Below are 11,957 nucleotides of genomic sequence, written 5' to 3' on the forward strand. Positions count from 1 at the left end.
TCTTACCGCGGCGCCATGCGGATGGCACCGTCCAGCCGCACGCTCTCGCCATTGAAATAACCGTTGGTGATCATCAGCTCCGCCAGCGTCGCGTACTCCGCCGGATTTCCGAGTCGCTTGGGGAACGGCACCGAGGCCGCGAGCGCCGCCTTCACGTTGTCCGGCGCGCCCTGCAGCAGCGGCGTGTCGAAGATGCCCGGCAGGATCGCGTTCACGCGGATGCCCTCGCTCATCAGGTCGCGCGCAATCGGCAGCGTCATGCCGACGATGCCGGCCTTCGACGCGGTGTAGGCCGCCTGCCCCATCTGCCCGTCCTGCGCGGCCACCGAGGCGGTGTTGACGATGGCGCCGCGCTCGCCGTCCTGCAGCATGTCGAGCGTCAGCATGCCGGCCGCCGACTTGGCGATGCAGCGGAAGGTGCCCACCAGGTTGATCTGGATGATGCGGTCGAAGTTGGCGAGCGGAAAGTGCTTGATCTCGCCCGTCGCCTTGTCGCGGCTCGCGGTCTTCACCGCGTTGCCGGTGCCAGCGCAGTTGACCAGCACCCGCTCCTGCCCGTGCGCCGCGCGGGCCTTGGCGAAGGCGGCGTCGACCTGCTCCTCGGAGGTCACGTCGACCTTGCAGAACACGCCGCCCAGCTCCTTGGCGAGCGCCTCGCCCTGCTCCGCGTTGAGGTCGAACAGCGCGACCTTCACGCCGTGGCCGGCCAGGCGGCGCGCGGTGGCGGCGCCCAGGCCCGAGGCGCCGCCGGTCACGACGGCGGAAATACTGGCATCGAGTTGCATCTTGGGGTGTCTCCGGAAGGTTGTTCGAAAACCAGTTTAGGCAGCAGAATCACCCGCCGGAATCGTCGGAAGCGACGGAATTTCAAGGCGCTCACTCCCCGTTTGCGATGCCTTCTCCTGCTTCTTCTCTTCCTCCCCCGTCCTCCCCCAGGATTCTCGAGACCAAGCTCAACCCGCCCGCCTTCGTGGCCACGCAGGTGCCGCGCACCGCCATCGGCGAGGCGATTGCCGCGGCCGGCGCGAAGCTGGTGCTCGTGCGCGCACCGGCCGGCTTCGGCAAGACCACCGCCATGGCGCAGATCCGCGAGCGCATGGAGGCGCAGGGCACCGCCACCGCCTGGCTCACGCTCGATCGCGCCGACAACGACGTCTCGCGCTTTCTCAACTGCCTGGCCGAAGCCGCGCAGCGCCTGGGCGTGGAGGAGCCCCGCACCAACGGTCCCTTCGACGCCGTCGCCGCACTGGCCGCGCACGACGCGCCCTTCACGCTCTTTCTGGACGACTTCGAGGTGGTCCAGGAGCCCGCCGTGCTCGGCCTCGTGCGCGAGATCATCGAGCAGCTGCCGCGCCGCGGGCAGATCGTGATCGGCTCGCGCAGCCTGCCCGACCTCAGCCTCGGCCGGCTGCGCGCGCGCGGCCAGTTGATGGAAATCGACACCGACCGCCTGCGCTTCACGCTGGAGGAAACCAGCGCCTTCTTCGGCCTGCGGCAGGCCCACGCTTCGCAGCAGACATCGCAAGGCCTGCAAACACTGCCGGCCGACCTGCTCTCGCAACTGCACCGCAAGACCGAAGGCTGGGTGGCCGCCCTCTGGCTCGCGTCGATGGCGCTGGAGCGGCACGGCACCGAGACCGGTTTTGTCGAACGCTTCTCGGGCTCCGACCGCGCCGTGGCCGAGTACCTCGCCGAAGACGTGCTCGCGCACCAGCCCAAGGAGATTCGCGACTTTTTGCTGCGCACCAGCATCCTTCGCCAGCTCGACGCCTCGGTGTGCCAGGCGCTCAACCAGCGCATCGACTGCGCGGCCATCCTGGAGCAACTGGCCGCGGCCAATCTTTTCTTGACGCCCGTGAGCGGCGACGGCCGCGCGTGGCGTTATCACAGCCTGTTCGCCGACTTCCTGCGTGCGCAACTGGCGCGGGAGCAACCCGGCGAGATCGAGCGGCTGCACCTGGCGGCCTCCGGCTGGTACGAATCGCACGACCGGCCCGTTCCTGCCATCGACCACGCCATCGAAGGCGGCGACCACCCGCATGCGCTGACGCTGCTCGACAGCTACGCGGGGCAGTTCCTCGAACAGGGCCGCATGCGCATGCTCGCGCGCTGGTTCTCCGCGATTCCGGAGCACCAGCTGCGCGCGCACCCGTTCCTGCAACCCATCGCGCTGTGGGCCACCTGCTTCACCCACGGGCCGTGGGAGGCGATGCAGATGCTCGAGCAATCGGGCTGCCTCGACAGCGAGATCCCCGCAGTGCGCGCGAGTGCGCACACCCTCGTGCCGCTGCTGCTCGCGATGCAGGACCGGCACGACGAGGCGTATGAAGTCGGCGGCCCCTGCCTTGCACGGCTGCCGACCGGCCTCGCGTTTGCCGACAGCGTGCTGCTCAACGCGATGGCGCACATCCTCGCGGTGCGCGGCGACCAGCGCGAAGCGCAGCGCCTGCTCGATGCCGCGCGTCGGGAGCAAGGCAACAGCACCTTCAACCGCATGTACACCGAGTCGCTCGCGGGCTTGTTCGACCTGCACGAAGGCCGGCTGCGCCAGGCGACCGCGCGGCTGCGCATGGCCGTCGATACGACGCATGCCGTGTCCTACAACCACAGCCACGGCAACGCCTGGGCCGGCGTGCTGTACGCCGGCGTGGTGTACGAATCGAACCAGCTGCCGCAGGCCGATCACTTGTTGAACGTGTACCTGCCGCTCGCGCGCGACGTGGGCCTGCCGGACCACATGATCCTGAGCCACGTGATGCGCTCGCGCATCGCGTTCCATGCGGGCGACATCGACGCGGCCGTGCAGGCGCTGACCGAGCTCGAATACCTCGGGCACCACCGGCAACTGCCGCGCGTGGTGGCCGGCGCGAAGCTGGAGCGCTCGCGCATGTTGCTGCTGCAGGGCAACGGGCCCGCGTCACGCGACGAGTTGTTGCGTGCAGACGATCCGGAACTGTGGGAACGCGAGCGGCGCCAGCGCCTGCCCGCGCACGACCTAGACTACCTGGCGCTGGCGAAGGCGCGCTGGGAGATCGCGTTCGGCGATGCGCGCGCGGCGCTGACGGCGCTCGATGCCGAGATGCACGCGGCTGTCGCATCGAACCGTTATCGCCGCGTGCTCAAGCTGCGCGTTCTGCGCGCGATGGCGCTGCAACGCGCAGGCGATGTCGCTGCCGCGATCGATGAAATCAGCGCCGTGCTGCAGACGGCGAGCCAGGAAGGATTCATGCGGCTCATCCTGGATGAAGGGCCGGCGATGGGGATGCTGGTGCAGCGGTATGCGAATGCGGCTGCCCAGGAAGCTGCCACGTCCCCTTCGACGCGTGGTGACCCGATCCTTGCGGACTACCTGCAGCGGTTGCTGCAGGCGATGGGGCCGATGGCGGCGGTTGATGCCGAAGCGGCACCTGCTGCCGGCGATGCGATCAAGGAGCCGCTGACGCGCAAGGAGATCCGGGTGCTTCAGCTGCTGGCGGAGGGGTATTCGAACAATGCGATGGCGGAGAAATTGTTCGTGTCAGACAGCACGGTGCGCACGCACCTGCGGAATATCAATATGAAGCTGGATGCGAAGAGTCGGACGCAGGCGGTGGCGATTGCGCGACGGCTGGGCGTGATTCGGTAGTTCCAGCGTCCCGTCACCCCATTTCGCCGCAATGGCGCAGCGTTGCCGCGAGGCTGCGCGCTGCCGGCGCGCCCCTGCGGCCTTCCCTCCAGTCGCCTCAGTACTACGGAAATCGGTGATACCGCCCCCCCCGCGCAATCCCTAGCATGGCCGACAGAACAGCCCAGCCCGCCAGGGAGCCCCCAGCAGAAATGCTGAACAAAGCAGCGCGTCCGAAATGCCCAGAGGTATCCCCAACCCAGCCGCCATGTACGGCATCGCCCCTCGCCCCTGGGGCTTCGAAGTCTCGCTCGTGCGCAACGGCACCCGTTATTACCGGCAATTCGGCAAGGCCAGCTACGGCGGCCTGGAGCAGGCGCTGCTGCAGGCGCAGGACTGGCGCGACGAGGTCGTGCGCAGCGTGCCGCCGGTGGCGCGGCGGGCGCGGGCCGAAAAGCTGCGGGCCAACAACACGACCGGCGTCTCCGGCGTCTTTTGCCAGGTCGCGTCCGGCGGCCGGGTGCGGGCATGGGTCGCTAAAACCTACATCGGGCAGGACGAGATCCTGCGCACCGACTTTCCGGTCGATGCGATGGGCGGCGGGGCGCTGGCGCTCGCCATCGAGGAGCGCGAAAAGCAACTGGCCCGCATGTCGGGACTGGCGCGGCTGCATCCGGCCGAAGAAGCGATCCGCCAGGGCCTGACACTGCAGCCGCCGGGGCCGCGCGTCACCAAGCGCTCCAAGTCCGAAATCACGCGCATCACCAACTCCAGCGGCGTGAGCGGGGTGCAGTTCAAGATGCCCAACGCCGGCCATCCGGGCTACTGGCTGGCGACCACGTTCACCGCGGGCAAGGGCAGCGTGTGCAAGGCCTTCTCGGTGAAGGAGCACGGCTACGACATGGCCAAGAGCCTCGCCATTGCCGAACGCACGCGCCAGCTCGAACAGAAGTTCAAGGATGCACAGGAGCGGCAGCAACCGCAGCCGCAAGCACCGTCGCAGGCACTACTGCCCGAACTCTCCTTCCAGCACAGGGCCGGCGGCCAGACGGCCCGGCCATGACGAACCTCAAACCCCTTCATCAGCTGCTGCGGGTGGCTTCGCATCTGCTCGACCAGGCCGCCACGGAGGTGCGCGACACGCAACTGGAGCCGATCCCCGAAAACATCGAGGGCATCGGCCGCGCGCTCCTCGAGGTGATGGAGGTGCAGCGCAAGATCTTCGCGGTGCGGCCCGAGCTGCGGCCCAAGACGCTGGCGGCGTCCGACCGCGAGGCCGACGCCAACAAGCTCTTCACCCAGTTCATGCTCGAAGCGCTGGAGCTGGAAGACACGGGCAACACGGTGGCCGCGGTGGAGCGCTACACGCGGTTCATCGGCATCTCGCCTTCGTACCATCACCGCGAAATCGCGCGGGCTGAAATCCGCCGGCTGACTTAGTCAGCTGGTTAATTGGTCAATGCGCGGCCGGGCATTCACAGCGCCCGAGAAATCACCTCTTTCATGATCTCGTTGGTGCCGCCGTAGATGCGCTGCACCCGCGCATCGGCGTACATGCGCGCGACCATGTATTCGTTCATGTAGCCGTAGCCGCCGAAGAGCTGCAGGCATTCGTCCATCACGCGGCCCTGCGCCTCGGTGCCCCAGAGCTTGGCCATGGAGGCGGTGGCGGTGTCGAGCCGGCCGGCCACGAGGTCTTCGACGCAGCGGTCGATGAAAGCGCGGCCCACCTTGATCTGCGTGGCGATTTCGGCGAGCTTGAACTTGGTGTTCTGGAACTCGGCGATCGGCTTGCCGAAGGCCTTGCGGTCGCGCACGTAGTCGAGCGTGGCCTCGTAGGCGCCTTCCATGGCCGCGAGCGCGCTCACGCCGATGATGGTGCGCTCGTAGGGCAGGTCGCTCATCAACTGGAAGAAGCCCTGCCCCTCCTGGCCGCCGAGCAGCGCATCGGCGGGCACGCGCACGTCGTCGAAGAAGAGCTCGGAGGTGTCCTGCGCCTTCATGCCGATCTTGTCGAGCACGCGGCCCACGCGAAAGCCTTTGCAGCCCTCGGTCTCGACGATGAGGATCGAGGTGCCCTTGGCGCCCTGCGCAGGGTCGGTCTTGCACACGACCAGCACCAGGCCGGCGAGGTAGCCGTTGGTGATGAAGGTCTTCGATCCGTTGATGAGATAGCCGCCGTCTTTTTTCTCGGCGCGGGTGCGCACGCCCTGCAGGTCGGAGCCGGCGCCGGGTTCGGTCATGGCGATGGCGCCGACCATCTCGCCGCTCGCCATGCGGGGCAGGTAGCGCTGCTTCTGTTCTTGGGTGCCGTGGTTGAGGATGTAGTGCGCCACGATGGCGTGCACCGAGGTCGCCATGCCGGTGAGCCCGCGGCGCGACATCTCCTCGTACACCACGGCCTCGTGGCGGAAGTCGCCGCCGGCGCCGCCGTAGTCGTCGGGGATGTCGGCGCACAGGAGGCCGAGCGCGCCGGCCTTGCGCCAGACCTCGTGGCCGACGTGGCCGCGCTTGCGGGCCTCTTCATCGTGCGGGAGCACTTCGGTTTCGACGAAGCGCACCACGTTGTCGCGGTAGAGGTCCAGGTCTTCATCGCTCCAGGAGCGGCGGAAGTCGATGGGCATGGGTGTTTTCCTTTTTTGTTTGTTTTGTGCAGGCGCGCTCAGCCGGCCGCGACGGGTGCGACTGTCGCGCCCCATCGGCGGAGCATGGCCTCGCCGTCGTCGTGCGCGGTGGCCGGCGGCATCACGGGCGCGGTGCGGCTGAAGCGCGGCGCGGGCGCGGGCTGCACCACGCCGCCGACGTTCGCGAAGGTGCCGCGCGCCACGTTGTGCGGGTGCGCCGGCGCCTCGTCCCAGTCGAGCACGGGCGCGAAGCAGGCGTCGCTGCCTTCGAGCAGCACGCACCATTCGTCGCGCGTGCGGGTGCGGAACAGGTCGGCCATGCGCAGCTTGAGCAGGGGCCAGCGGTCGGCGTCCATCTGGGCATCGAAGGCGGTGTCGTCGGCGATGCCGCAGCGCTCGCGCAGCAGCGCGTAGAACTGCGGCTCGATGGCGCCCACGGCCACGTACTTGCCGTCGGCGCAGGCGTAGGTGTCGTAGAAGTGCGCGCCGCCATCGAGCATGTTCTCGCCGCGCTGGTTGCTCCACATGCCGGTCGACTTGAAGCCGTACATCATCGAAGACAGGAGCGCCGCGCCGTCGGTCATCGCCGCATCGACAACCTGCCCCTGGCCCGAGCCCTTGGCCTCGTGCAGCGCGGCGAGGATGCCGAAGGCCAGCAGCATCGCGCCGCCGCCGAAGTCGCCCACGTAGTTGAGCGGCGGCACCGGCGGCTCGCCCGCGCGGCCGACGGCGTGCAGCGCGCCACTGATGGCGATGTAGTTGATGTCGTGGCCCGCCGCATGCGAGAGAGGGCCGTGCTGGCCCCAGCCGGTCATCCGGCCGTAGACCAGGCGCGGGTTGCGCGCATGGCATTCGGCCGGTCCGAGGCCCAGGCGCTCCATCACGCCGGGGCGAAAGCCTTCGATGAGCACGTCGGCCTTCGCGATGGCGTCGAGCACGTTCCCGGCCGCACCTTCCGCGCGCAGGTCGATCTGCAGCGTGCTGCGCCCGCGCGCAAGGATGTCGTGCGGCGCGGTGCGCGTGCCGGGGCGCTCGATGCGGACCACCTCCGCGCCCATGTCGGCAAAGAGCATCGCGCAGAACGGCCCCGGGCCGATGCCCGCCATCTCGATCACCCGAAGGCCTTGCAATGGACCTGCCATGGTCTGTGTCTCCTGTGTTGGGAGGCATCTTGGCGCGGGGGCGGCGGGGGTGCATCGTCCAAAGCGACGAATGCGGTTGCAGGCTCCTTCTGTGTCTCCCTCCGGCAGGCGCGCATGAAGCCGACCGGATCGGACGAAGATTCACCGGATTCCGTAGTTCGCGCGCGCACCCGGGATAGCCCTCTCCGGGGCCGCCTGGCAACCACGCAGAATTACCAGCCGGGAGGCCCTACGCGCCAGAGAATGCGCTGCGCTCGATGGAGAGCACCATGCACGCGACCACCACACCCGGTTTCTCGCACGCCAGCGTCGAGCGGCTGTGCGACTACGAACTGCCCGATCCGCCGGCCCGCACTGCGCTGGCCGCATCGCTGTCCGTCAACGCCCACGACCCGGAGAAGCTCGCGCTGAACTGGTGGCTGTGGATGGACGAGATGAACAAGAGCATGTGGCGGCACTACGATGCTTGGCGGGAGCACCTCACCCCCTCAGCCAAGGGCCCGACGCGCCGCGGCTGAATTCGGCTCGCCGGCTCAGGCGCTGACAGCTTCCCGCACCGGCGTCGCCTTCGACGGCACCGGCATGTGCTCGGCCCAGTCGATGATTTCCAGCGTGCCGTCGGCATGCTCGGCCAGCGCCGTGAGGCTTTCCACCCAGTCGCCGTCGTTGCAATAAAGAATGCCGTCGATGTCGCGCATCTCGGCATGGTGGATGTGGCCGCAGACCACGCCCTGCGCGCCGCGCTTGCGGGCCTCGCGCGCCACGGCGTTCTCGAAATCGCCGACGTAGCTCACTGCGCGCTTGACCTTGCCCTTGAGGTACTTGGAGAGCGACCAGTACGGCAGCCCCATGCGCGCACGCAGCGAGTTGAGGTGGCGGTTGAGCTTGAGCGTGAATTCGTAGAGCGAGTCGCCCACGTAGGCGAGCCACTTGGCGCACTGGATCACGCCGTCGAACAGGTCGCCGTGAATGATCCAGAGCTTGCGGCCGTCGGCGGTCTCGTGGATCCATTCGTCGGCCACGTCGATGCCGCCGAAGTTGTGGTTGAGGTACTTGCGGGCGAACTCGTCGTGATTGCCCGGAATGAAGATCACCCGCGTGCCCTTGCGCGCCTTGCGCAGCAGCTTCTGGATCACGTCGTTGTGCGCCTGCGGCCAGTACCAGTGGCGCTTGAGCTGCCAGCCGTCGATGATGTCGCCGACCAGGAACAGGGTCTCGCACTCGGTGTGCTTCAGAAAGTCGAGCAGGGCACGGGCCTGGCAGCCGGGCGTGCCCAGGTGCAGGTCGGAGATCCAGAGGGTGCGGAACTGCAGCGGTGGACGCTGGCGATCGTCGTCCTCCGGCTCAGGAGTCCCGGTCGCGGTGTCGCGCCATGCGCGAAGGAAAGCGTCGTCGCGTTGCATGGACGGGTAGGCTCCCACCCGCGCATGACGCCGCGATGGCACACCCGTGACATCCCGGTGACGCGTGGCCCAGGGCCTGTTGATGCTATTTCCGGCGTGGCGAAGGTATGCCAGGGCGGGCCAATCAAGGCGCGCGACGCCGCGTGTGCATATGCACACGCAAGGAGCGCAACGCAGAGTGGGCTGCCCTGGCATACCTTCCCGCAGGGTTGGCTGTCCAAGGGGCCGTCTGCGGCGTTGCCCGCGCTTGCAAGGCAAAGCCTTGTTGCGCTTGGGCGCCTTGCAGCCAGCCCCTTGGACAGCCAACGCGACGCCGGAAATAGCATCAACAGGCCCGGCAACGCCACAATCGCGCGATGCGACCTGGCCAGATCATCGTTCTCGCGACCCCCTTGTTCCTCCTGCTGATCGCGATCGAATTCGCGGTGGGTCGCGCGCGGGCGCGCCGCGGCACGGGGCACGACACCTACCGGCTGGCCGATGCGGTCAACAGCATCGGCCTCGGCATGCTGAGCCAGATCAGCGCAGTGCTCACCGGGCTCCTGCGCATCGGCATCTACACCGCGGTGTATTCGGCCGTGGCGCTCTTTCCGAAGGAGGCGGCCAGCGACTTCTGGACCACCTGGTACGGCTGGCTGCTGGCGCTGGTGTTCTACGACTTCTGCTACTACTGGCTGCACCGCATGGGCCACGAGTCGGCGGTGCTGTGGGCGGCGCACGTGGTGCATCACCAGAGCCAGCACTACAACCTGTCGACCGCGCTGCGGCAGACCTCCAGCGGCGCGCTGCTCGGCTGGATCTTCTATCTGCCGATGGCGGTGGCCGGCGTGCCGCCGCTGGTGTTCGTGGTGGTGGCGCTCATCGATCTGCTCTACCAGTTCTGGGTGCACACGGAGCAGGTGGGCAAGCTGGGCTGGTTCGACCGCTGGTTCTGTTCGCCGTCGAACCATCGGGTGCATCACGCGGTGAACGACACGTACCTGGACCGCAACTACGGCGGCGTGCTGATCGTGTGGGACCGCATGTTTGGCACCTTCCGCGAAGAAGATGAACGCTGCGTCTACGGCACACGCGGCGAGCTGAAAAGCTGGGACCCGCTGTGGGCCAATGCCGAGGTGTACTGGGCGCTTGCCAAGGACTCGTGGCATGCGCGCAGCTGGGCCGACAAGCTGCGCGTGTGGCTCAAGCCGCCCGGCTGGCGGCCGGCCGACGTGGCGGCGCGCTTTCCGAAGCCAGCGTTCGACATCGCGAAGGTCACGCGCTACGAGCCTGTCGTGAGTCACGCGGTGCAGTGGTTCGCGGGCGTGCAGTTCTTGCTGATGCTGGGCGGGGTGGTGGTCTTCCTTTGGTTCTCGGACGACATGCCGATGCGGCAGGCGGCCGTGTGGCTGGCCACGCTGACTTCTGTTCTCTGGGCCATCGGGGCGGTGCTGCAGGGGCGGCTGTCGGTCACCGAAGTGCTGCTGATCGAGGCCGCGGCGCTGGCGACGGCGAGCGCGGCGTTGGGCATCGACTGGCTGCATCACATCTGCAAGCCGCTGGCGCTGTCGATTGCCATCGTCTTCGCCACGCGGCGTGCGATGAAGGCGGGCGGTGTGACAGGCTTCGACGGATTGCTGCTGGCAGGGCTGGCCGCCTCGTTGGCAGGCGACGTGCTGCTGATGGGTTCTGCGGCGCTGTTCGTGCCCGGGCTCATCTGCTTCCTGCTCGCGCACCTGACGTACATCGCGCTGTTTCGCATCGGCGTGGGCATGTTCCCGCGCCGCGCGGTGTTGGCGGCGACGCTCCTGATCGGCGCGGGGATGTATGCGTTTCTCTGGCAGGGCGGGCTGCCGCCTGCGCTGCGCATTCCGGTCGGGGTCTACGTGGTGGTGATCGCCTGCATGGCGGCCCAGGCCATCGGGCGGGCGGCGGTGCTGCGTGCAGCCGATCCGTCAGCGGTGTGGGTGGCGGTGGGCGCGTGCTTCTTCATGCTGAGCGATGCGCTGCTGGCGACCAATCGCTTTGTCTCGCCGCTGCCACTGGCGCAGTTGTGGGTGCTGGCGACTTATTACGCGGCGCAGATGCTGATCGTGCGGCACGTTCGCTGCCCCTCTGCCTGACTGGCTCCCTCCCCCGCTGGGGGAGGGCTGGGGTGGGGGCAAGCGGCGGATCCATCGGGCGCTCTGCTGCCCCCATCCCAACCTTCCCCCAGAGGGGGAAGGAGCAAAAACCTAATCCGCGCAGCGCTGGATTTCCACCGTCGAGTGGCGAATCTCCTCGTGCATCGAGAAGCAGGCACGCACCTCGTCGGCGGTGAGCGTGAGCGAGTGGGTCACCACCGTGAGCGCGCAGGCATAGGCATCGCGCCCCACGCGCCAGACGTGCAGGTCGGCCACGCGGGTTTCCGAATCGGCCAGCGTGGTCTCCACGCCTTCGCGGATTTCTTCGGTGACCGGATGGTCCATCTCGCGGTCGAGCAGCACCTTGCCGGTTTCCTTCAAGAGGCCCCGGGCCCAGCTGGCGACCAGCACCGCGCCGACGATGCCCATCGCCGGGTCGAGCCAGGCCCAGCCGTAGAACCAGCCGCCGAGCAGCGCCGCGATGGCGAGCACCGAGGTGGCGGCGTCAGCGACCACGTGCAGGTAGGCGGAGCGCAGGTTGAGGTCGTGGCCGTGCTCGTGCGAGTGATCGTCGTGAGCGTGACCATGCTGGTGGTGTCCGTGATCGTGCCCATGGTCATGGTGCGTGCCACCCAGCAGCCGCGCGCAGACCAGGTTGACCACCAGCCCCAGCACCGCCACCGAAATCGCCTCGGGGTAGTGGATCGCGGAAGGCGACCACAGCCGCTCCAGCGAGCCCACCACCATCAGCGCCGCCACGCCGAGCAGCAGCAGCGCGCTCGCGAAGCCGCCGAGCACTTCGATCTTCCAGGTGCCGAACGCAAAGCGCGGGTCGCGTGCATAGCGGCGCGCGGCCGCATAGGCAAAAGCGCTCAGGCCGATGGCCAGCGCGTGCGAACTCATGTGCCAGCCGTCGGCCAGCAGCGCCATCGAGTTGAACCACCAGCCAGCGCCGATCTCGATCACCATCATCGCGGCGGTAATCCACATCACGAGGCGCGTGCTGCGCTCGGCGGAGGCGTTGCCGGCGCCGAACTGGTGGTCGTGCTGCCAGGCGCTCAGGTCATGGGTGTGCATGGGTC

At 68.1% G+C, this 11,957-nt stretch carries 10 protein-coding genes; 5 read left to right on the plus strand and 5 right to left on the minus strand.

The annotated features are described in order from the left end of the window. Positions 1–2: 2 nt before the first annotated feature. A complete protein-coding gene (locus QF040_RS20190; protein ID WP_429612534.1) occupies positions 3–785 on the minus strand; it encodes an SDR family NAD(P)-dependent oxidoreductase in 783 nt (260 codons plus the stop codon). 107 nt (positions 786–892) lie between these two features. On the opposite strand from QF040_RS20190, the gene QF040_RS20195 reads away from it, so the two are divergent. The 3 genes from QF040_RS20195 to QF040_RS20205 all read left to right on the plus strand — a co-directional run bounded on the left by QF040_RS20195 (position 893) and on the right by QF040_RS20205 (position 5,044). Continuing rightward, the gene (locus QF040_RS20195) at positions 893–3,625 is read left to right on the plus strand and encodes a LuxR C-terminal-related transcriptional regulator (RefSeq protein ID WP_429612535.1); all 2,733 of its coding nucleotides are present in this window, start codon (positions 893–895) and stop codon (positions 3,623–3,625) included. A gap of 217 nt (positions 3,626–3,842) precedes the next feature. Further along, positions 3,843–4,667, plus strand: coding sequence for an AP2 domain-containing protein (locus QF040_RS20200; RefSeq protein WP_429612536.1), 825 nt, complete (start codon positions 3,843–3,845; stop codon positions 4,665–4,667). Further along, the gene (locus QF040_RS20205) at positions 4,664–5,044 is read left to right on the plus strand and encodes a hypothetical protein (protein WP_429612537.1); all 381 of its coding nucleotides are present in this window, start codon (positions 4,664–4,666) and stop codon (positions 5,042–5,044) included. The genes QF040_RS20200 and QF040_RS20205 overlap by 4 nt, the downstream gene beginning before the upstream one ends. Positions 5,045–5,079: 35 nt before the next feature. Here QF040_RS20205 and QF040_RS20210 read toward each other — a convergent pair whose 3' ends face one another. Both QF040_RS20210 and QF040_RS20215 read right to left on the minus strand, forming a co-directional pair. Continuing rightward, entirely contained in the window at positions 5,080–6,228 is a 1,149-nt protein-coding gene (locus QF040_RS20210) for an acyl-CoA dehydrogenase family protein (RefSeq protein ID WP_429612538.1), read from the minus strand. 38 nt (positions 6,229–6,266) lie between these two features. Next, positions 6,267–7,370: a CaiB/BaiF CoA transferase family protein gene (locus tag QF040_RS20215; RefSeq protein WP_429612539.1), complete on the minus strand. Its 1,104-nt coding sequence runs from the start codon at positions 7,368–7,370 to the stop codon at positions 6,267–6,269. Between the two features lie 269 nt (positions 7,371–7,639). On the opposite strand from QF040_RS20215, the gene QF040_RS20220 reads away from it, so the two are divergent. Beyond that, positions 7,640–7,888 carry a hypothetical protein gene (locus QF040_RS20220; RefSeq protein WP_429612540.1) on the plus strand — a complete coding sequence of 83 codons (249 nt, stop codon included), beginning with the start codon at positions 7,640–7,642 and terminating at the stop codon, positions 7,886–7,888. A 15-nt stretch (positions 7,889–7,903) separates the two neighbouring features. Here the strand turns inward: QF040_RS20220 and QF040_RS20225 are convergent, their stop codons facing one another. Beyond that, positions 7,904–8,773, minus strand: coding sequence for a UDP-2,3-diacylglucosamine diphosphatase (locus tag QF040_RS20225; protein WP_307601376.1), 870 nt, complete (start codon positions 8,771–8,773; stop codon positions 7,904–7,906). A gap of 356 nt (positions 8,774–9,129) precedes the next feature. Between QF040_RS20225 and QF040_RS20230 the strand changes: the two genes are divergently transcribed. Beyond that, complete coding sequence (locus tag QF040_RS20230) at positions 9,130–10,875, plus strand: lysoplasmalogenase family protein (RefSeq protein WP_429612541.1); 1,746 nt, start codon at positions 9,130–9,132, stop codon at positions 10,873–10,875. A 111-nt stretch (positions 10,876–10,986) separates the two neighbouring features. Here the strand turns inward: QF040_RS20230 and dmeF are convergent, their stop codons facing one another. Continuing rightward, positions 10,987–11,952 carry a CDF family Co(II)/Ni(II) efflux transporter DmeF gene (dmeF, locus tag QF040_RS20235; RefSeq protein ID WP_429612542.1) on the minus strand — a complete coding sequence of 322 codons (966 nt, stop codon included), beginning with the start codon at positions 11,950–11,952 and terminating at the stop codon, positions 10,987–10,989. Between the last annotated feature and the right edge of the window lie 5 nt (positions 11,953–11,957).

Origin of the sequence: Variovorax sp. W2I14 (assembly GCF_050435205.1) — a bacterium.
Taxonomy (GTDB): Bacteria; Pseudomonadota; Gammaproteobacteria; order Burkholderiales; family Burkholderiaceae_C; genus Variovorax; species Variovorax paradoxus_C.

What these genes read in the sequence shown, in the direction of transcription:
- QF040_RS20190 (WP_429612534.1), bottom strand. Translation starts at nt 785, where the DNA reads ATGCAACTCGATGCCAGTATTTCCGCCGTCGTGACCGGCGGCGCCTCG.
- QF040_RS20195 (WP_429612535.1), top strand. Translation starts at nt 893, where the DNA reads ATGCCTTCTCCTGCTTCTTCTCTTCCTCCCCCGTCCTCCCCCAGGATT.
- QF040_RS20200 (WP_429612536.1), top strand. Translation starts at nt 3,843, where the DNA reads ATGCCCAGAGGTATCCCCAACCCAGCCGCCATGTACGGCATCGCCCCT.
- QF040_RS20205 (WP_429612537.1), top strand. Translation starts at nt 4,664, where the DNA reads ATGACGAACCTCAAACCCCTTCATCAGCTGCTGCGGGTGGCTTCGCAT.
- QF040_RS20210 (WP_429612538.1), bottom strand. Translation starts at nt 6,228, where the DNA reads ATGCCCATCGACTTCCGCCGCTCCTGGAGCGATGAAGACCTGGACCTC.
- QF040_RS20215 (WP_429612539.1), bottom strand. Translation starts at nt 7,370, where the DNA reads ATGGCAGGTCCATTGCAAGGCCTTCGGGTGATCGAGATGGCGGGCATC.
- QF040_RS20220 (WP_429612540.1), top strand. Translation starts at nt 7,640, where the DNA reads ATGCACGCGACCACCACACCCGGTTTCTCGCACGCCAGCGTCGAGCGG.
- QF040_RS20225 (WP_307601376.1), bottom strand. Translation starts at nt 8,773, where the DNA reads ATGCAACGCGACGACGCTTTCCTTCGCGCATGGCGCGACACCGCGACC.
- QF040_RS20230 (WP_429612541.1), top strand. Translation starts at nt 9,130, where the DNA reads ATGCGACCTGGCCAGATCATCGTTCTCGCGACCCCCTTGTTCCTCCTG.
- dmeF (WP_429612542.1), bottom strand. Translation starts at nt 11,952, where the DNA reads ATGCACACCCATGACCTGAGCGCCTGGCAGCACGACCACCAGTTCGGC.